This window comes from Desulfosporosinus youngiae DSM 17734, assembly GCF_000244895.1.
In the GTDB taxonomy this organism is placed as follows: Bacteria; Bacillota; Desulfitobacteriia; order Desulfitobacteriales; family Desulfitobacteriaceae; genus Desulfosporosinus; species Desulfosporosinus youngiae.
In genome coordinates, this window is the sequence record NZ_CM001441.1 from 5,431,707 (window position 1) to 5,451,125 (window position 19,419).

Sequence of the window (19,419 nt, forward strand, 5' to 3'; positions counted from 1 at the left end):
CTCACCTCAGCGTTTCTATTCCATCCGGGACTTTAAGATTCTTGGATAGCTCATTCATCTGCCTTGAGAGCTTCACGGCTTCGGGATCAGCCTTGTTCTTCATGAGCCTCCATTTTTCATACAGGCTGTGCATCTCTCCATTTTTGAGCTTAAAGCTTTCCGGTGTATGATACTGAACCTCAAACTTTTGCCCATTTGGAGATTGGTAAGTGCAGTTAATGCCCTTGTAGGGATTCGCCTTAACCGGCCAGGTGTTCTTGAGTTTTACGAGAGAATAACCTTTCTTAGCCAGCGCCTGATTCACCACGGCATATTGACCTACCAACTTACTATGGGGAGCCTGATAAGTATAGCGGATCACATCGTTAGTCCCTGAGATAGTATTGTCAATAACCTGAGGGCTCAAGCTCTCCTTACTATCCATGTTGACCTTGCGCAAGTAGGATTCTTTGCTTTTGATCCGATAATCAAGCCCAACCATTTCAGTTTTAGTAGCTTCAGAGACTTCTTTCAAGTCCTTGGTTATGCCCGGTTCCTTGGCAATAATCTTATCGTAAGCATTCAGCTTTCGGTAATCCGCCTTAAGGGTGCCCCACTTCTCAGCTTCAGTATACTTCAAATCCCTGAAGTCATCAAAGGTTTTCGGCGCATCTTTGCCGAGAATCTTTTTATAACGAGCGTACTGCTCTTGATCCGAGTAGACATTAGCAGCCTTTTTCTGCATAATCTCAGTTTGGCCTTGACCATACTTATCTACAACATGCTTCTTGTACCATTCAGGATAAGTCATATTTTCAGAAACGGTATAGGTTTCTCGTGTCTTCGGGTCCCGGGCTATTCTCTCGCCGATACCTTCATCATCGTCGAAATAGGGGACTGTTGTACAACGACAATGGCAATGAATTGGCGGATTATTTATACCAATTTCCTGCTCAGATATCTTAAAGACTTTCCCGTCAAGTCCTTGACAGATTTCACATGTGCCTCCCTTTTTGGTTCCAAGTTCTAGCGTTGCTAGAAATTCATACCGATCAACAACACCGCTTTCACTATAGCTGTTCATTGTGGCCTGCTCAACAAAAAATGCTGTCTCTGTCTGCACCAGTCGGTAAGCCTTTGAGTAGGACACATTCATTCTCTTGGCCAGATCCTGAGTCGTTCGGTCAATGCTATCACCACGAATAAATGATTGAGATAGCTTGGTGTACAACTCTTGCTTCAGCTTGTCTCGATCGTTCCATATCCGTTGTGACCAGTTCGCTCCATCAAGCTTGGCTTTAAGGACCGTTTCCAGACCTTTATGGTCTACACGAGCAAAAGAGACTCCTATGCCTGTGCCTGACTGAATCTCAAAAAGGGTTCGGTAATACGTGTCAGTATAGGCGCTACCCAAGAGATCCCCGGTACCCTGCTGCTTACTCCCGGCCAGCATCTCGACTTGTTGATTGATCTGCATTTGTAGGGCTTCAAAACGGCTGACCCGGGTACGGTAGTATGCATTGTCTAGCTGTTGCGTCCAGCGACCGTCCGCATTATCTTTGGCCTTTTCCATGAATTCTTCAAGTGTCCATCGAAACTCCTTTAGCTCCTTAGCGTTGAGTTGCCGCTTTGCTTCGGCCAGATCGACAATGCCATTGTTATCGGCATAGCGCTGGTAGAAAACTTCTATGTCACGCTGGATAGATCGAATAGCCCGATCGTATTCTTTGCGAAGGGCTTTTGTATACTCATCCGCCTTGTCAAATTGACTTTGGGCCAGCTGCTCAAAACGCTTCTGCCAATACTCTGCCGGCTTCATTCGGTCTCACTCGTTTCCGGACAAACACAGAAGCCCATTACATTGGTATCATTTTCAGGGCAGCTCCCATTATTAACGGCTTCGATCAAACCGGAAACTGCGTCAAATGATTCCTTGTCAATGAGCCCTTGTTCAACTTGGTTTATCAGGCCATCACAAGCCTTTTGGATCAGGCTATTAATCTTCGCTTCCGTCATCTTTTCCAACATTATTCTCACCCCCTAATCCCGGATAATCGCTAAGGCTTTCTTCTCTCTCTTCTTTAACCCGTTTTAATTCATCCTTGGCATCCGTTACCCAGGGGTGATTTGATATGACCGTCTCATCGGAGATAATTCCCACGCTATTCTTAGCATTCGTGATTGTATCCGTTTCGTTCATCAAGATGTCGCGATTTAGGATAAAATCAACGGTTTCCTCCGAGAAATCCTGCCTTGCTGTATTAGCGATATGCTGATCAATAAACCATCTCAATTGCTCTAATCCGGCCTGGAATTCCGCCTCAAAATCGTTAGCATCCATGTCCAAGTCCGAATAAAGGAACTTTAAAGCAATGCCGGAAGGGCTATTCCCAAATTTGTCAGACTGGGTGTCCACACCGCGTCCGAATTCGTAAATATCCTTCCGGTCCATCTCCATGTGATTTTTGTAGGCTTCTGTATTGATTTCCAGGCTCTTGGTCTCTAACCCGCCATCTTCCGTGACCTTAACAGCTCGATATACGGACAAGTTATGCCGGAATTCGCCCAGATCCGTGCCATCATAATCTTTGATCACATAAATACTATTGGGTAAATCGTCAAGATCGTTGGAATTGCTTGATTTTCGCTTGTCATAATCATCAACGAGAGATTTAACATCTTTAATCAAAGGAACCTCATCATCGTTGTACTTAAAACAAATAAAGGGAATGCGCTCCCAGTTGTAAAGCTTTTCCCCGGGCTTCCCGCCCTCTGCCTTATTCACAAGGAGTCTAAAATGGCTATCCCATTCCCCCTGTTCAAAATCGGGTGTAAGCTGATCATCGGACAGAATATATCTCTTCACGCCACTGGTATCCCAAAACTCTACTTTAGTTACAATCGTTTTGGTAATCCCGAGGTACGTTTCTACTTCATAGATCCGTATCAGGGCATCAAGCATCGTATGTTCAGTATCACGCCAAAGGGGGATGATCTCCTCTGCAGGGATTCGCTTAAGCGAAAGAAGTCCCTGGTCATTGTAATAGATGTGGAGCCACGCTTTTCCCTTGATAATGGCCTCTTTACCCAAGTTCTTGAGTGCTTGTAGAAAGGCCTTGTTAAAATACTTCTGCAAAAGCTCTTGGTATGCCGTGTTATCTGTCTGAATAGATAGAGGCTTGGATAAAAGGTACCCGACTTTCTGCTTTACCAGCTTCTTTAGGAAGTTATGAACAAGCTTATTGTTTGCTAAATTCTTATCCTCAACCAATTGACCGCCTTCGCCGATCACCAAGCGCTTTCGTCGTAGGATATCCGGATTATTGGCATAATACCTCTGCCCGACGTACATCCAACCTAGTTCTTCTGATGCCTTCCATTCGCTGATCTCTAGTTTGATGATTTCCTCAAGGTTCATAGCCGTCCGGGATCCGGCTTTTATAATTGTGGCTATTCGCTCATTCTCTGTGATGATAGGCAATTCTTTTCACCTCTTTTCCTCAATCGAAATAGACCCCGGGTTTATGGAACAATATGGTATTGACAAAATACCGATCTGCATCCATGCAGTGGTCATTCAGCTTAGCCGGCTTATCTTCTCCACGCTCTGCCGCCTTTTCGTCCCAGACGTAAGAGAAGAATTCCCGAAACGTATTAAGGCAGGAGTCATTATAAAGAATCAGCTCGTCGCTTAGCGCCGTAGCTACATTCCGGATACCCTCCAGTACATCGTTCTTGGCATTCTTGACCTTGAACTTACCGTGCTTCTTAATCGTGGCAATAAAAGAAGCAGCGCTCGGATCCACGATCACTGCCTTAACCTTTATATCCCCTATGAATTTCTCAAGATCCTGATAGAACTCTTCATCTGTCTTCTGCTTTCCTTTGTCCCTTCCGGAATAATAGTACTCTTTAACCTTATACCATTTCCCTGAGTATTTTCCCCAAAGGCTGAAGGTTGTCGGGTTCTGGGTACCATAGTCACCGCTAACATAGAACATCGTGTACTTTCGATCAACTGCTGGGACCTTATGCCGCACCTCATCGAACATGTCATATATGACGCCTTCAGCCATAACCCAAAGGCCAAGAATGTAACGCTTGAAAAATACCCCAGAGAACATCCGGCGGAACCGATCTTTGACCTTCTGAGATAACGAATAGTTATCATCCATGGTGAAGTGCAGATAATAAATAAGTTTTTCAAAACGCTTATCAATAAATTCCGTCTTGATATAATGATACGGCCCTTTAGGGTTACAGTTAAGGAATATTTTTGCCCCATCCACAGAGCAGCGGCCAATCATCTGGTCTACAAACGATTTCGGGAACAGGGCGACTTCATCAGCCAGCGCTCCCGCTGCGGTTAAGCCCTGAAGGACATCCTGAGACGCTTCATTATTGGCGCCAAAGCAGTAATAAGTGTTAGTGCCAATGACAATAAAGTGCTCTGATCGGTTGTACTCGTATTTGATTCCCCAAGCCTCAAGTATCTGAAACATGGGCTTGAGAACGTTCCGTTTAAGTGCCCCAATACTTTTCCCGGCAAGAACAAAGCCTTCTCCTTCAAAGGTCTTCATGGACCAGCGGAGGAAGCTGCAGATCATGGCTATGGTTTTTCCAGAACGTATGGCACCATCAGCAATAACAATGTCTTTATCTTTGTGAGGGGATCCATCCTCCCACCAATAAAGCAACTTTTTCTGTTTGGGTGAGAAGGGTTTGAAGTCGAAAGCTTTAGTCTTCTTTTTGAATATCTTCCATGCCATCGCTATCGCCCTCTTCATTTTCAAACAATGCAGCTATCTCTGCTTCGCTCATCTTGGTTGCTTTAATAAAGCTATTGATTCCCTCCTGATCATTGCCCTGGCCGCCACCCTTCATGATGTCAATCTCGGTTTTAAGCTTCGAAATGCGTAGTTCCTGCTCTTCCGTCGCCAGGCCAGATTTAAGTAGCTCATCATATTGCTTGATCATGCTGCGAAGCTCTCCCATAGCCCGTGATTGAGCTTTAAGGAACGTGGCTTGACGATCCCAGGCAAACTGGAATTCATATTCGTACTCAGTTTCTTGGGAGGTGGAATTCGTCTTTGCAGTACTTCTGTCGGTTGTTTTTTCATAAGAACGCTTAAGCTCTTTAATCATTTCATCCTTGCCGGTTACATCCATGATCAACTGTGACCGGATAATGGCGGCATATTGAATCGTGATCTGATCCCATAGGATATCTAAAGAACTTCTGGATTTGAGGCTTTCCATCAGCTCCAACGTTTCCGCCGGCAGGTATTTAGTAAATAAGCCATGGGTCTCAGCGTTCTTGTTCCTCGCTGGAGCCCCATGGCCTTTGGCGTTTTTATTATTAGGCTGACCGCCTTGTTTGCGTTTGGAACGTTCCGTATTCTTTTGGAGCGTTCCGTTTAATTGCTCTTCCCATTTGTCTTTATTCTTCCAGCCCCGAATGGTTCCAGCAGGAAGATTTAATTGACCGGCGATATCGACCAGGTCTATTTTCCCCTGGTGTTCTCGGTATAGTTCGAATGCCTTCGCCCGGTCTGGGCTGCGCTCCTTTGGCACATCACCTCACCTGCCGTCTGTCTCTTTGTTTGTTTTGGGTATAAGAAAAAGAGCCCGAAGGCTCTTAGTTAAATAATTCTGGTTTCATCTTTTTAATTACATCCAGGGCCAAAGCACAGTACGCTATTTCCTTTGCTCTTTTGGTAGTTCTAAGATGACTTATAAACAAAAATATTGTGGCTGCTATTGCTAAATAGCTCAATAAAAAAATAGATTGAAGCGGCAAAACATCAAAAAATATTGTTGTAGCAGTAGCGAATACAGCCAAACAAGCAATACAGCTATTTGTAAAGTTTCCCGAATCGTCATTTTCCAATGCTTCTTTTCGTAAAGATAAACGATCCTTTTCTTCTTGCAAACCCTCAGGTGACAGGTTTGTATAATTACGGTTAAGAATACTTCTAATATCCGAAAACTTTAATCCCTTTTCCTTCTTTAGCTGTTTGCACATGTAATTGATTAATGTTTTGTCATTAATCGGAAACAAATTAAACAAGTAAACATCCTCCCTTTTAAGAAAACATTCGGCAAAAAGGAGAAATATTCCTGCTAATTTTAACGTTACCCCTTCATTCTCTCGCATCACCCAATCCCGAACATCTCATGGACATGCTGAATAGTATAAATCAAGAAACCTCTCAATCTTATAGGAATCTAAGATAAAGAGGTGAAGTATATGATCTTAGCATTGTCTATAATTATTTTTTTACTGCTAGTAATTATTGGGGTACTATTCTGGCTTTGGATACCGACCGCGCCTCCGCCATGTCGCAGAAGATTGTTATTTTAACAAGTTTTAGCCTAGGTGTTATTGCCTAGGCTAAAACATTGTGCCCGATATACCCTTATTCGTCCGCATCAGCCGGTCAAGTGCTTTAAACCTCGGACTCTCCTCATACAGCTCATTAAGCTCATCCTTGACCCGGCAAGTCACGCCATCGTAGTTGCCACAGGTGCCGCAATTGGCTGCGGACCGTTTATCTTTCGGAGTAAATCCAACACATTCAAATGCTGGCAATTGCATCACCGCCTAACACAAATAAATAAAGCGAGCCGGATGCGCTCTCATTGTCGAGAACGTCCTGCTCGCTTTTTTCACTGATACTATTTTATCACAGGTGAATCCAAAAAAGTGTGCAAAGTTTTTGCAAAGATTTAATTCATATTGTTTCTGTCCTCCATAAACTTATCGAGTATCTTTCTGCTAAGCTTTCGAGAGCTTTGATAATCTTGGCTGTCTGGGTCATAGTTTGGGCCAAGCCATTCTTTTGGCGACTTGATAAGAGCATTCTTGAGCATATTAAAGGAATTATCAGCTCTCATCTTTTTGAGAAATTGAGGAGTTTCCTTTCCGCTAGTTAATTCTTGAAGTAAATTGTTGTGATCCATAATAAACATAGCCCGATAAGCAAGAAGGGCATATCTCAATTCCTCATAGTCCGGCCTGCCTCCATCTTCTACCTCTTCGATTATCTCAAGTAGAGTTCTCATATTACCTCTTCCTTTCTATATCGCCTTCACCGCATCCAACCCGAAATGTCTGACCGCGAACTTCTTGATTGCCTTGTCTTTGATGTAATACACATTCCGTCTTCCATAACCGATCTTAGGTCCAATCTCATCCTTGGGAGTACGCTCGATATACCACTCTCTCAGAACTTCCCCATACAACTCGCACCCCGACTCCTGGCTAATATCCTCCAGTATCCGGTCCACCTTACTAAGCTCTGCCATCGTAGCATTCAGATTATCTGTCAACGTCTTCAGCCGGAACATGAGATTATACGTATTATCGTCAGCATCCCCACTGCCACGAACCCCTGTAGGCTCCAGGCTGATAGCATTAAGCTCGCTCGGACTCTGCCGGCTGACAATCTTAGCGATCTCACGGTTCATATTCTCTACACTGCGGTAGAGGTCATTGTAGTACCAAAGGATGTTTTCGGCCTCCTTGATGTAGTTCACGATTAAACAACTCCTTTCCTCCCTCGTATTAGCATCTCCCCCAGCGCACTCAAAACCCTGGAATCCTTAACCACCTTACCTGTCCTGCACTTCCAGGCATCACAGGTATATTTTCCGTTGACTCTCCTCGGTGCACAGGCGTTATAGAGTTCGCCGTTAAATTTTAGCTGTTTCATCCGCATTGACTCCGAACACAGGCCGGGTCCGGGCATTGTACGCATCCCCCGGTATGGATGACCGTTGCCCCGCACCAGGGGCAGGCGTTTGGATCGATCATGATTGTATCGCCTCCCCGCCAGACATCTTCCTCCCACAGCTCGGACAATACGGGAATGCTGCTTGTCCAAAATAGCCGCACTCACAACTAAACCCCTCTAACTCTTCCCAGGCGTTCTCCATGCGCTCCCACGTACCAGATTTTTCGTTGATCACCTCGTCATATTCCATTGCGTTTTTGAGGGCAAGTTTTTCGTATTTATGGTGCAGTGCCTTTTCGCTTTCAAGCTCGGCTTTGAGTTTCGCGAACTCTGCAGGTCCCCCGATATCCTCATACTGGGCAAGGCGATTGAGTGCATTCGTCACCTTGTTAAACTCGTCGTACTCAAGATTAAGCTGCAAATCTTCACTGTCCACGCCAATTATATCCGCATTGCCAAATTCATCACGATCCGTTAACCGTTTGTACTCGCTCATGACTCACTCTCCTGTGCCTTTAATATCTCAAGTCTTTGCAGGGCAATATCTCGATCCATAAACCACCTGAGGATACTTTGGACGATAAACCTTAGTCTTCGCTCATCAACGACCACTGCCTCCGAGCGATTCGGCCTGAAAATGAGCTTGTTTTCCTGAGTATTCTCGCCCGCATAATACAGTCCATTAAGTACCACTAGTGCTTTCATCGGTTTTCCTCCTTGCCAGATACTTCTGGATAACCTCACTTGCCTCGATCCATCCAAAACAAACGGTCGAATAGTACCCCTGTTTAGTCGTTTCCTCTAACCACCATGTTTGATTGTCCGATAGCTTACCGCCTTTTACTTTGAACTCAATGTAAAGGCCGTGGAAACCGCCCCGGGCAACCGGCAGGAATATATCACTAACTCCTGCCTTTGCCCCCTCTTTTTTTAACCGCGCTGCTTCCCTGGCGTTTCGCTTACCGCCGTTAGGGATTGAATGGAGAAGAGAAAGTTCAGGATATTGCACTTCCATCAGTTTTGCCCATTGGAATAAGGCTTGCTGTTCGTCACTTTCCCTATGGTTCACTGTGCTTTCCTCATTTCGCCTTCGCGTTCGGCATCATAAATCGTCATTTGATAATCCGCATCCCTGACGGCCTCAGCAAACTTCTCGATACCAAGATCCCAAAGTCCATGGCGATGGATAATGTCCGAAAACTCTTCTACGTCATGCTCTCGGATGTGCCAGTTATCAGGATCGTCTTTATTAGCCCATTCTTTTCTGACGATTTTACCAGTTGCCGGTTCAATGACTTCCATGCCGGTATCACGCTGGATGTGACAAAGTTCATGATCGACAAGGGCTCTAAGCTTCTCCATCGGTCATCTCTCAAACGTAGGCTTTACAATAAAAATGTGAAACATCTTGCCGGTCAAAAATCGCTCAAAACTTGAGCACTTCTTGCATTTACCTGTCCAATCTATTCCGCTATTATCCCTGACGTAATACTCTATAAGCTCTTTGGCGTCTTTAAGGTGCGGGTGATGATCGTCAATGAGTGATTCGGCTATATCTCTAATCCGTGGCGATTTTTCGTAACCCATCATAGTCCCCTCCAATGCTTTTATTGTCAAAATGGAATATCATCATCTAAATTCACTTCATGCCCAAACGAGCTTGTCTTGTCCAGAGACCTTGAATCCGTACTCCCGCCCTCACTGCCTTTTGGACTCAGGAACCTCACGTTTTCGGCAATTACTTCAGTGACCCAGCGTTTCTGATCGTCGTTGCCCGTATAGGAGCGAACTTGTATCCTTCCGTCTACTGCTGCCATTTTACCTTTAGCTAAATATTCGGCAGATAATTCAGCAAGTTTGCGATAAACTACGCAATTAATAAAATCGGTTTCCCTCTCACCCTGAGCGTTTTTATAATTGCGGTCCACCGCTAATGTGAAGTTAGCGACCGCCACACCTGTGGGTGTATAACGCAATTCGGGGTCTTTCGTAAGTCTGCCGATTAATACAACTCTGTTTAGCATGTCGTATCACCTCACAAATAAAAGTTATCGTACTTCCCCGGCTTTGGCGGCTCCGGAGGCTTGTCCCCCGGGTCTTTAGGCTGCTCGTCCTCCCATCCTTTGGCATTTAACCAGGTGGATGGATAAGGAATAAACCGACCGTTCTCCTTTTGCCAATCAGCTGATTTCTTGGCCCGTTTTATGGCTGCCAAGATAACACCCATGAACTGCTCGTCAACCTTAAGTTTGGTAAAGGCCTTTTCGGCTTGACCTTTAGATTTTTTCTTAGGGTAAGCATCCCAGAAACGCGCAAAGGAGTTGTTTGCTTTATTTTCCTTTACTTTACTTTCCTTTACTTTAGGGATTTCTGTATCCTTTATCTCACTGTCAGCGGGATTAATGTCAGCATTTAATGGGTTTTTGTTTACATTAATTAAATGAATCTTGAAATCATCCTTATCTAATGGTGGATCGATGACCAAATATTCACGAATAAGGGTTACTTCCTTGCGCCTTTTTACGGCTTCAATATATCTCCTCTGGATTCCACCACTGGTAAGTATCTGGTATTTTTCATATAGCAAAGAGTTAAACAAATCCCACTTAAGGCAGTCATTTACTACATCGGTGACAATATCAATGTCCACATTGACTCTGCTAGAAAAAAGTAATTGTTCGCGTTCAGACCATTTATAGAAATATCCTTCCTTGTAAACTTTCATGAGTAGCTTAAGTAATATGGCAAAGCCAGTGATTTTGTGCTTCGCTTCAATAAGGAGAACCTTGTCGTCCTGGTCCATATCTACATCAAGAGAAAAGTAGTCTAATCCTTCCTTTTGTGGCCTTGCCATCTACTCACCCTCTCTGGTATTGATAATCTTCCGGATAATTCTGACCTCGTTTAAAACCTTTGTTCCAAACTTCATCATGTTGTCCGCCTCAAGGAATACCCTTAAGTTTTTGGGGGAAAATTAACATATTCGTTCATCATCGCAAAGGGGTTGTTTATGTGTCCGGTAAGCTTAAAATAGAAATCATTGATGATGTAAATGTGCTCGAAATCTTTGAACCAGAGCCCGGCAAACTAGCCTTTGTGATGTATCCCGTTGACCCCAAGGACGAAACAATTCTTGAGGTCAACGTCGATACCGCTGAGTTTTCGTCGCTGCTTAAACGGCTTCTTGATATTACCGTGTGAGCAGCTTAAAACAATGACGCTCTGTCCGAATTGTAGTTCATCCAAATGACCTCTTCCCGCTTCTGCCCAGCTTCGCAGCGGGCAATCCGTTTCTCTGTTCTCCATCCGCGCAACATCCTCAGGTAAAGCTCATTTTCATATCCCGAGATTATTACTGGCCCCGGGTGCAGCATGAGTGTTTCGAGAAGTTCCACGTGATCGGCGTCACTCATCTCATGCTTATAAATCCGGCCATGGCGAGTGCTTAGGACATAGGGTGGGTCGGCATAAATCAGCACATTTTCTTTTCTGTGGCGCTCAATCAGCCTTATCGCTGGCTGATTCTCAATCTGAACCAGGCATCCACTGGTATGCTTCAGCCTCTCTGCCGCTGCAGTTATATATTTGGGTAATCTCAGACTAAACTGAGTAAGGTTCCCGTTGTTGGCTTGAATATTATTCCGCCATCCCGTGCTATCCGACGACTTCGCACCGATAGCCTGCCACATTCTAACCAAGAAACGTCTGGCATCCTCGATGGAATTACCGGTCATTTCATAGCTCAGACGGTATTCCTGACGACTCCATGGAGTAAACTCGATTAATCGGGCCAGTTCCTCAGGATGTTCTCGAATCACTCGGAAAAGGTTCACAACATTTCCGTCCAAATCATTAATGGTCTCAATAACTGATCTTTCCTTCTGGAAAAATACCCCCCCTGATCCGAAATGTGACTCAAGGTAGGTCATTTTTTTGTAATTCCGAGGAAAATTGGAGATGATCCATTCCGCAGTGGACCATTTACTACCTGGGTATTTTAGAACTGTTTTCATATTCAAGCTCCCTCTCACCGTCTCTTTCCTCAACCGGCGTAACCCAAATGGTTTCATTCGTGAGTTCAAATTCGATTTTGGCATCAGCTTTGGCAAGCGCTAAAAGAGTTACTTCACAAATTGCTTCTGCCGAGTCTGACGGATAGGCATTCCCGATATATTCCCGGGCTTTCGCATCGCTGCATCCTTCGAGTTGGAACGGCCTTCCGTCCGGTAGGTACCGGGAGAAGGATTGAAGCATCGCCAGTTCAAAGGTTGTTAAGGGTCTATGCCAAGTACCGTCCACGGCAATAATCATCCATACTCCACTTTCGGTCTCTTCCGGGATTCGAGGATCAGCGACAGCCGCACTCCCGGAATGGACGTCGGCGCTGGTGATGGTACTTGCTGTTTTTTCCCACTTTTGGACCTTATATGATCCGCTTCGCGGTGAGCAATTAAGGCGAGGATCGGCAATACTTTGAGCCCCTGATTGTATATCTGCTATCCCTGTAACAGTTGTCCCTGGTTTATCCCATTCAAGAACTTTTCGCTTATTCGAATATCCGCTGCCCACTCTCGGATCAGAAATAAGGACTGCTCCGCTTCCTATTCTGCCGCCGGTGACTGTTGGAGCAGGCTCCTCATACCTGGTTATCCGATACTTATTACCATATCCCTGAACGTTCTCGATTCTTGGATCTGCTACGCCGGATATACCATTACTGCCGCCGGTTCTAGTGCTCCCTGTTATCGTTGGTCCTGGTTTGTCCCAATTCTGAACTCTAAAAGCTCCTGATCTTGGATTGTAATTAACCCTCGGGTCAGCCACGGAAATTGCTCCATTATTAGGTCTGTGGGAGCCGGTAACGGTTGGTGCAGGATAATCAAAAGGTACCACCTGATAAATATTTGCATAACAATCTCTTTGAAGATCCCGCCAGTCACCCCCTGCCGGTATAAGGGCCAGTCTTATCCAGGTCTTCCATTGCAGTCTTGGTACTCTGTGCATCCATCCGCACGACTCTGTATCTCCTGGCAGCGGTAACGGTCCGATGACATCACCAATCGACTTAAGACTTTTCTTTTGCGGCAAGTAAATAAGGTTCGGTATTTTACCTTGCTGCCTGGCCATGATGAGAAATCTCACCCGGTTTTGCCCCAGGCCTCCGATTTTACCAAGGCTATGCTTAGGATTCATATTTACTGCATAACAATATTTTTTAAGTAAATCACCAATTTGTCTCAGAAGATGTTTTCCCCGACTCGTTATCCGAGGCACATTCTCAAAATGGATAATATCTGGTACCTCTCCATCGCCGTACAAATAGCAGGCCATTAAGACTAATTCCATTCCTCGGACTGTCAACTCATTCAAAGCTTGATATTTCTCAGATTGTGCCGACTCTTCCGGAAGGAGGCCAGACAGGCCTTTGCAAGGCGGACTTAAAAATACGACATTTGGCACTTGATATCCAAAGGCTACCCAGATATCCCAAGGGGTTACTTCCCGCCATTCTGCCGGTGGCTCCTTACCGTGAAAAGCTATATACTGTTCCCGGCTAAATAGGTCCATAACCATGGCTGTATTATCGCCGGTAATTATGTCGTGGTTTAGGCAAGCGACCGGATCACAGTCGATGGCTACCAGCAATCTGTATTTATAAACTTGGCCGCCATATTCAACTTTGGCCTTTTTCGCTCCGTGAGAGAATCCGCCGACACCACTAAATAGAACTGCCAATGTTTTTTCGATCATTTATGATCTCCTCTCAAAATGGCGAGTGATTCTACTCCATCCATCCGAAGCCCACCGTCCTTCCTTGAGACTGACCGATACATTCCGCTTGCTCCAATTCAATTTCTTGAATAAATTGACTCTCCACCTGTAAGGCCATGGGACCGCCGGGATAGGCCTCTCTTTGTTCCGGCCGAGTAAGATACAGTCGATCCTTCGCCCTGGTGATCGCAACGTAGAATAGCCGGCGTTCTTCTTCTATATCTTCAGCTCGCTTACTGGGGAAAACGTTTTGATTCATCCCGATGACGAAAACCACCGGGAACTCTAATCCTTTTGATGCGTGAACTGTCATTAACTTGACCGAATCCACTTTTTCTTGAACGAGCTTTTCTTGGATGTCTTTCGTCCGGAGCCATTTTAAGAAGGAGTAAATACCATTAGGCTCCCCAAGGGACTCCTGAACGTTTTGCCATCGTTCAACCTCGAGTAACATAGCCGAGACATCTTCTTGACGATTTTTTAAACCCTCATTGTCATAATAAATTCGAAGGCTCAGCTGATGAATCGCTTCTTCAATTACATCACGAGCTGTCTCAATGTTCTCAACACGATCCTTGATGGATTCCAGTAAGGCATAAAATGCCTTTTCCTTTTCTGTGCCTATTTTCATAATGTCAGAAAGGCTCCAACCTTGGTCGAGTGCCTTGAATTCTAAGTTATTTATGTCTAAGTCTGTAAACCTCATATTTGGAAAGTTGATCACCTTATGAATATTGGCATCATCCTGTGGGTTGATAGCCACCTCAATGAAGGCGATAATCTTACGGATATCCTGCTTCTTAAAGACATCATTCTGACTAGAGACAATCAACGATGGGATATTCCGCCGATCAAGAACATCTTTGATCGTTTGCAATTGTCGATTCGTTCTCGCCAAAACTGCGACATTAGACCACGCTTCTGACTTCGACTCAGAAGCTATCAAGTCAGCAACCTTTCTGGATTCAGCATCTTCATCAGGCATTATCAGGTACCTAATATCCAAACCTTCGCGGTCGGCAATCAGTGCCTTTTCTGTTTGGCTAAGATTGTGCTTAATAAGTGAATTAGCTGCAGAGACTATCTGCTTGGTTGACCGATAATTACGCTCGAGCTTGATTACTTCACATTTCTGGTATTTATCAGGAAACTCAATGATATTCCGGACGTTTGCCCCTCGAAACTGATAGATTGACTGAAAGTCATCTCCGACAACGAACAGATTTTCTGGGTTAAGTAGATGAATAATCTCAAACTGAATATCATTCGTGTCCTGAAACTCATCGACGAAAATATAACGGTACCGGTTCTGCAGCTCACGCTGCGCCTGGCTAGATTCTAAAACGTTACGTGTTGAAACCAGTAAGCCATCTAAATCCATGGCGTTATTCCTCTTCAACCGGTATCCATACTCTTCAATGACTCTCGCTAAGGATTGATCCAAACCCGATAGATCCTTATAGAGATTGTCAATTACATCCCGAACTTTGATTTTTTTGTATCCAAGTTCATCAACACAGGAGTGGATAATGTCGGTTCGATCTTCTTCGTCGTAAATAGTAAAGTTAGGTTCCAGGTCAACCAAATAACCAAACTCTCGGAGCACCTGGACGCAGAAACTGTGAAAAGTACCAACGGTCAGCTTATAACCCTCTGCCGTTCCAATTAGAGCCATAACCCGTTCTTTCATTTCTTTAGCGGCGAGCCTCGTAAAAGTTAGCGCCAACATATTGCTGGTACCCACTCGTTTCTCTTGGTGGAGATATGCCATCCTGTGGGTGAGAACCCGTGTTTTCCCGGATCCTGCTCCAGCCAAGTTAAGGATGATTGGGCTGTCGGACGTAACAGCCTGAAGTTGTTGGTCATTGAGTCCGTATAGGAGGTTCATTATCGTTCAACCTCCTTGGGCGGCGTTACTTGTACTACTATGGACACTGATGATCCTAATGGCATTGAGGTGATAGTTGTTTGCATGATATTTAAAATCTTCGCAATTTTTAATTCTCCTACCGCAATGTCTTCGGCACTTAAGCATGGTCGGCGTGATAAAGTGGTTCGACCCTCAAATAACAACTCAGGCACTTTGCTCCACCTCCTTGGATTCAAGCGTTCCTAGGTCTGTTATGCCCCAGCCTTCCAATTCAGGAAGCAGTGTTTTTACTTCCTCACCGCTGACCCACTTCGTTTCATACAAGTCGACCACTCCGGCAAGTATGATGTTGTCAATTTTGTCTGAGAGCTTGTCCATGCCGGCCAGAGCCTTACGAAAATTCGTCCGGTCAAGGTTCTCTATGTTGTCTATGGCTAACACCTTCAAAGGTGGATTTGATCGTTCCAAGAAGGTCACCAGCATGGCAATTAAGAGTAGCAGCTGCTGCCCAGTGCTCAGGGCATCAAAGTTGCGCTCATCACCAAAATCGTTTTTCCAGCCGAATTGGAACACTTCTTTACCGGTATCTGATTCGGTTGAAAAGTAAAACTCATTGTCTATGCCCATAAGCCCTAGGTTTGCCTGGATATCTGCACGTATGGGTTCTAGAATGCCTTTTACAAGTTCACCCTGTAGTCCCTTTGGCCCCAGAGCTTCGGACAGATCCTTAATGCATTGAGCATTGTAGGTCGCCGTCTTGGAGTCAATCATGGTTGACTTAAGGTTGCTTAACATGATCTTAGCCTTCTCCTGCTCCTCGAGCTTGGCCTTTAGGTCTTTGATCTGTGCCTTAAGCCCTTCGCTCTGTTTCTCCAGTATTTCCAAAGGGGCGATGACCTCAGGCGGAAGGTTTTTAAGTCTTGCCAATTCTCCCTGATACATCTTTAGCTGATCACTGATCCGTGCCGCAGCATTGATTTCTTCTGCCTTTTTCTTCTCAAGAACAGCAATCGCTTTTCGGGTTTCATCGTTTACTTGATTCAACGTGGTTTGTTGTTTATGGGTTGCTGTACGCTTAAGATCGATATTGCTTTTACTTACCTCAAGGCCCTCAATTTCTTTACGGATTTCCTTCAGCACGGCCTGCTGCTCAGCTTCCTTTTGCCCCAATATGGCTAATTGTTGGCCAAAGACCGTTGCCGCTTTGCTAAAATCCTTATCACATCCAATCTTAGGATGTATAACGCAAACCCTGGCCGCTCCGTCATTATGCGATTGCTCATCAATCTGCTTTAAGGTTGACTCTAAAACACCTTTTTCGGCCTGAATTTGGGCTAGACTCACATAAGCTAGCCGGTCACGGTCCATCGCCTCTCTTAACTGGTTATTGACGGTTTCTAACTCCTGATCAAGAATTGCAAATGCCGCCTTAAAATCGAATTCCTTAATCTGCCCTTGGAGATCCACAATCTTCAAATCGTAATTTATCTCGGGTTTTGGACCAGGCTTGAGCAGTGTTTCAATCATTGTACTGAGATCAGCGGTCCTAACAAGTCTCTGATCGATCGCTCGTTTGCGTTCTCTATCCCGGGCCAACTGACTTTCACTGCCGGTGAGTTGTTGCTGCAGCTGCTCCAGTTCAGCTTTGTGTTGTACGATATTTCGATCTGTCTCGGCTAGCTGGTTTTTCATGTCGGCGAGCTTCTTTACTGCTCCTACAGCATTCTTCTTTTCATCGTTCCAGTGGGTCTGTTTTGCCTTTGCCCATTCAATCATTGACTGTAAGCCTGCCTGGATATCGTCAGCAGCGGGATACTCTTTCATCGCGTCCGTAATTAGTCCGTTCATAATTTTGTATTGATCGGGGTTGTTTACCTCAAGATCCATCGTGAGGAGTTTCGTCCGTAAGTGCTTCTCAACGCTGGCTCGATCCCAAAGATCGGATTCGATAGAGGATAAGCTATAAATAAAATCTCTGCGTTTGGCATCTGATAATGAAAGGAATTCATTAAAGTCCATCATCACCGGGAAGTTGCCGACCTCGAAAGCGATCCTTGCCTCTTTATCCGCCGCCTTCTTTTCGCCACGACTTGGGGATAAATCGATTCCCTGGGAAACTGAAACGTTATTAGCCCCGTCTTTCCCGCTCTTCTCGGTCCTTGTAAAGGTTCGAGTAAATGTTAATGTATCGGTGACTAACCCAACGGACATAGTATCGGCGCTCGACAGCTTGAACGTCTCAGCCGGTAACTTTCCCTTGCCTGGCACGTATCCTAGAAGCGCAATGCCTATGGCTTGTAATCGCGTTGTTTTGCCTTTACCATTGGGTCCTACTAGGATGTCCTTGCCGGTGAGTTTTTGGTTACTCATCTGGCCTTTGAGGTTACGCATGGTTATCTCTGTGATCAAAGCAGATCACCCCCGTTTGAACCTTCTTGATTTTCTTCCTCATCGATACTAGTTGCCAAATCTTCTTCGGTAAGCTCGCTTGATGGTATATCGATAACCTCAACCTTTTTGTTGTTTACGGTAATCGGTTCGCCATCAACAGCTTTTTGAGCTATATCCAAAAGTTCTTGCTGGGAGAAATCGTGGGAGAATCCGACCACGTTAACAACAGCGGTGCGAGCCTTTTCTGGTCCAGTTGGAACGACTAAGGTTGTCGCAAGTGCAGGGTGCTTCTTCATTGCGTTACGTTCGGCAATGGTTTGGGCTTTGCGCTCTGCAAAGAGCTTGTTTTGGACAAAAGTTTCGATGCAGGTCAAAATCTCTTTGTGACTGAAATCAGCCCAAACTCCCAAGTCTCCTTCGATTCGATAAAAGATCCCCTTTTGCTTGTCTTGATCCGTTAACATGGATTCCATACACAATCGCCCGGCTGCAGCATTAAATTTGATCTTTTTCACAAGGTCTTGGACAAAATACATTTGAATGTCATAGAGCAGTGTAGAGGTAGTGATAACTAAATTTCCGATTGGGCTTAAACCTATTGCCATTTTCTTAACCCATACCTTACTGATGCTTCCGGAAACGGGATCTATGATCGGGTAAGGGTTCACAACCATTGATCCATCCGGCAAAGTTATTTTTTCAGGCGTAATAACAGAAACGCCAGCAACCTTGTTCATTTCGTTGTATCCAGCGCCTGTGATCATAACTTTCCCTTGTATTTCAGCGAGATGACCCTTTTTCTCGTCGAGTTTAATTTGTGCTTTGACTGCTTTAACAAGACCGGATTCAGTTCTCTTAACAAATACGGCTCCGTCACCCAAAAGGGCTACTTCCTGAGATTGTTCTTGGGTCTTCGTATCTTTTACTGACATTTTTCGTTCCTCACTCTCTTTATTTAGGTCTACACTTTTGAGTTATCTATGGTACAATCAGGTTAGGATATTTCTTTTCAGCTTCCGCGCCAACGGGAGCTTTTTTCATGAGCAGGTTTATAAGGGTTTCACCGTTCCAGTCAATAAAGTAGAACTCGTATAGCTCTCCATTACTAACTTCAACACCGACTGTCCCTCGGTACTCCATACCGGGAAATATTTGCTGCAGCACTTTGTCTATGTCTTCGCGGTCAGCGTCGAGTTTGGAAATAATAGTGACCTTCATGAGTCCGTTACCCTGGAAGTCAACACCTGTTTGGTCTACCGCCGGGTTTTCAACAAGGCTTTGAATGTCCGAGAGCTGTGTCGGAGTTAGCCTTATCATGCGACACCAGCCATTCTAATCCTGATTACCTCAATAAAAGTTGCTAAGAATTCTCCGTTCGTCAACTCCCTGGAAGTACCAAATACCTTCTTAAGTACAGAGGGATCAGCACACGCAAACGTCCGTGCGTGACGAATACCTCTTTCAACTCTTGTGGCCTTTGTGTTATTCCTTTTGGCAACAGTAGGATATAAATCTGTAGTTAGGCTATAAATTGCATCTGGCTTTTCTTGGAGATATTTGATGGCAGCTTTAATGTACTCATATCCTCTTATATGAGCCGGAACTCCTAACTCTCGAAGAGTGTTGATGACTTCCAGGTCGAATTGATCCAGTTTTTCCAATTGAGCCCCC

24 protein-coding genes and 1 pseudogene are annotated in these 19,419 nt (G+C 44.9%); 1 reads left to right on the forward strand and 24 read right to left on the reverse strand.

The window, feature by feature from the left end; translation table 11 throughout:
• Position 1 precedes the first annotated feature (1 nt).
• The 16 genes and pseudogenes from DESYODRAFT_RS25290 to DESYODRAFT_RS25365 form a co-directional block, all read right to left on the reverse strand.
• Positions 2–1,798, reverse strand: a complete 1,797-nt coding sequence (locus tag DESYODRAFT_RS25290; RefSeq protein ID WP_007787413.1) for a minor capsid protein — start codon at positions 1,796–1,798, stop codon at positions 2–4.
• Complete coding sequence (locus DESYODRAFT_RS25295) at positions 1,795–2,007, reverse strand: hypothetical protein (protein ID WP_007787415.1); 213 nt, start codon at positions 2,005–2,007, stop codon at positions 1,795–1,797. The genes DESYODRAFT_RS25290 and DESYODRAFT_RS25295 overlap by 4 nt, the downstream gene beginning before the upstream one ends.
• Positions 1,976–3,460, reverse strand: coding sequence for a phage portal protein (locus tag DESYODRAFT_RS25300; RefSeq protein ID WP_007787417.1), 1,485 nt, complete (start codon positions 3,458–3,460; stop codon positions 1,976–1,978). The genes DESYODRAFT_RS25295 and DESYODRAFT_RS25300 overlap by 32 nt, the downstream gene beginning before the upstream one ends.
• Positions 3,461–3,479: 19 nt before the next feature.
• Complete coding sequence (locus tag DESYODRAFT_RS25305; protein ID WP_007787418.1) at positions 3,480–4,748, reverse strand: PBSX family phage terminase large subunit; 1,269 nt, start codon at positions 4,746–4,748, stop codon at positions 3,480–3,482.
• Entirely contained in the window at positions 4,717–5,553 is an 837-nt protein-coding gene (gene terS, locus DESYODRAFT_RS25310; RefSeq protein WP_007787420.1) for a phage terminase small subunit, read from the reverse strand. Before terS ends, DESYODRAFT_RS25305 begins: the two co-directional genes overlap by 32 nt.
• A 64-nt stretch (positions 5,554–5,617) precedes the next feature.
• The gene (locus DESYODRAFT_RS25315) at positions 5,618–6,049 is read right to left on the reverse strand and encodes a hypothetical protein (RefSeq protein WP_157137251.1); all 432 of its coding nucleotides are present in this window, start codon (positions 6,047–6,049) and stop codon (positions 5,618–5,620) included.
• Positions 6,050–6,373: 324 nt separating this feature from the next.
• Positions 6,374–6,571: a hypothetical protein gene (locus DESYODRAFT_RS25320; RefSeq protein ID WP_042339149.1), complete on the reverse strand. Its 198-nt coding sequence runs from the start codon at positions 6,569–6,571 to the stop codon at positions 6,374–6,376.
• Positions 6,572–6,708: 137 nt separating this feature from the next.
• Complete coding sequence (locus DESYODRAFT_RS25325; RefSeq protein WP_007787423.1) at positions 6,709–7,044, reverse strand: hypothetical protein; 336 nt, start codon at positions 7,042–7,044, stop codon at positions 6,709–6,711.
• Between the two features lie 15 nt (positions 7,045–7,059).
• Positions 7,060–7,518 (reverse strand): hypothetical protein, encoded by a 459-nt coding sequence (locus DESYODRAFT_RS25330; RefSeq protein ID WP_007787425.1) that lies wholly within the window; start codon positions 7,516–7,518, stop codon positions 7,060–7,062.
• Between the two features lie 2 nt (positions 7,519–7,520).
• Positions 7,521–7,694: a hypothetical protein gene (locus DESYODRAFT_RS25335; protein WP_007787427.1), complete on the reverse strand. Its 174-nt coding sequence runs from the start codon at positions 7,692–7,694 to the stop codon at positions 7,521–7,523.
• A 97-nt stretch (positions 7,695–7,791) separates the two neighbouring features.
• Complete coding sequence (locus DESYODRAFT_RS25340; RefSeq protein WP_007787428.1) at positions 7,792–8,211, reverse strand: hypothetical protein; 420 nt, start codon at positions 8,209–8,211, stop codon at positions 7,792–7,794.
• Positions 8,208–8,420, reverse strand: a complete 213-nt coding sequence (locus DESYODRAFT_RS25345; RefSeq protein WP_007787429.1) for a hypothetical protein — start codon at positions 8,418–8,420, stop codon at positions 8,208–8,210. Before DESYODRAFT_RS25345 ends, DESYODRAFT_RS25340 begins: the two co-directional genes overlap by 4 nt.
• Complete coding sequence (locus DESYODRAFT_RS25350) at positions 8,398–8,784, reverse strand: VRR-NUC domain-containing protein (RefSeq protein ID WP_007787430.1); 387 nt, start codon at positions 8,782–8,784, stop codon at positions 8,398–8,400. The genes DESYODRAFT_RS25345 and DESYODRAFT_RS25350 overlap by 23 nt, the downstream gene beginning before the upstream one ends.
• Positions 8,781–9,305 (reverse strand): annotated as a pseudogene (locus DESYODRAFT_RS29435) (putative metallopeptidase). Before DESYODRAFT_RS29435 ends, DESYODRAFT_RS25350 begins: the two are co-directional and overlap by 4 nt.
• A gap of 23 nt (positions 9,306–9,328) precedes the next feature.
• Positions 9,329–9,739, reverse strand: coding sequence for a single-stranded DNA-binding protein (locus tag DESYODRAFT_RS25360; RefSeq protein WP_007787431.1), 411 nt, complete (start codon positions 9,737–9,739; stop codon positions 9,329–9,331).
• A gap of 11 nt (positions 9,740–9,750) precedes the next feature.
• Complete coding sequence (locus DESYODRAFT_RS25365) at positions 9,751–10,569, reverse strand: DUF4373 domain-containing protein (RefSeq protein WP_007787432.1); 819 nt, start codon at positions 10,567–10,569, stop codon at positions 9,751–9,753.
• A 158-nt stretch (positions 10,570–10,727) separates the two neighbouring features.
• Here DESYODRAFT_RS25365 and DESYODRAFT_RS25370 point away from each other — a divergent pair, with 158 nt between their 5' ends.
• On the forward strand, positions 10,728–10,916 hold the full coding sequence (locus DESYODRAFT_RS25370; RefSeq protein ID WP_007787433.1) for a hypothetical protein: 189 nt from the start codon (positions 10,728–10,730) through the stop codon (positions 10,914–10,916).
• Between the two features lie 5 nt (positions 10,917–10,921).
• On the opposite strand, the gene DESYODRAFT_RS25375 is transcribed toward DESYODRAFT_RS25370, so the two are convergent.
• Genes DESYODRAFT_RS25375 through DESYODRAFT_RS25410 form a run of 8 tightly spaced genes read right to left on the reverse strand, consistent with a single transcriptional unit; the run spans position 10,922 to position 19,409 of the window.
• Entirely contained in the window at positions 10,922–11,728 is an 807-nt protein-coding gene (locus tag DESYODRAFT_RS25375) for a DNA adenine methylase (RefSeq protein WP_007787434.1), read from the reverse strand.
• Positions 11,700–13,466 (reverse strand): DNA cytosine methyltransferase, encoded by a 1,767-nt coding sequence (locus DESYODRAFT_RS25380; protein WP_007787435.1) that lies wholly within the window; start codon positions 13,464–13,466, stop codon positions 11,700–11,702. Before DESYODRAFT_RS25380 ends, DESYODRAFT_RS25375 begins: the two co-directional genes overlap by 29 nt.
• Before the next feature lie 31 nt (positions 13,467–13,497).
• Entirely contained in the window at positions 13,498–15,375 is a 1,878-nt protein-coding gene (locus DESYODRAFT_RS25385; RefSeq protein ID WP_007787436.1) for an ATP-dependent helicase, read from the reverse strand.
• Entirely contained in the window at positions 15,375–15,569 is a 195-nt protein-coding gene (locus tag DESYODRAFT_RS25390; RefSeq protein WP_007787438.1) for a hypothetical protein, read from the reverse strand. Before DESYODRAFT_RS25390 ends, DESYODRAFT_RS25385 begins: the two co-directional genes overlap by 1 nt.
• A complete protein-coding gene (locus DESYODRAFT_RS25395) occupies positions 15,562–17,766 on the reverse strand; it encodes an AAA family ATPase (protein ID WP_007787439.1) in 2,205 nt (734 codons plus the stop codon). Before DESYODRAFT_RS25395 ends, DESYODRAFT_RS25390 begins: the two co-directional genes overlap by 8 nt.
• Positions 17,763–18,680 (reverse strand): hypothetical protein, encoded by a 918-nt coding sequence (locus DESYODRAFT_RS25400; RefSeq protein WP_007787440.1) that lies wholly within the window; start codon positions 18,678–18,680, stop codon positions 17,763–17,765. Before DESYODRAFT_RS25400 ends, DESYODRAFT_RS25395 begins: the two co-directional genes overlap by 4 nt.
• A 46-nt stretch (positions 18,681–18,726) precedes the next feature.
• Positions 18,727–19,065: a hypothetical protein gene (locus DESYODRAFT_RS25405; protein WP_007787442.1), complete on the reverse strand. Its 339-nt coding sequence runs from the start codon at positions 19,063–19,065 to the stop codon at positions 18,727–18,729.
• Positions 19,062–19,409 (reverse strand): sporulation initiation factor Spo0A C-terminal domain-containing protein, encoded by a 348-nt coding sequence (locus DESYODRAFT_RS25410; RefSeq protein WP_052315280.1) that lies wholly within the window; start codon positions 19,407–19,409, stop codon positions 19,062–19,064. The genes DESYODRAFT_RS25405 and DESYODRAFT_RS25410 overlap by 4 nt, the downstream gene beginning before the upstream one ends.
• Positions 19,410–19,419: the final 10 nt, after the last annotated feature.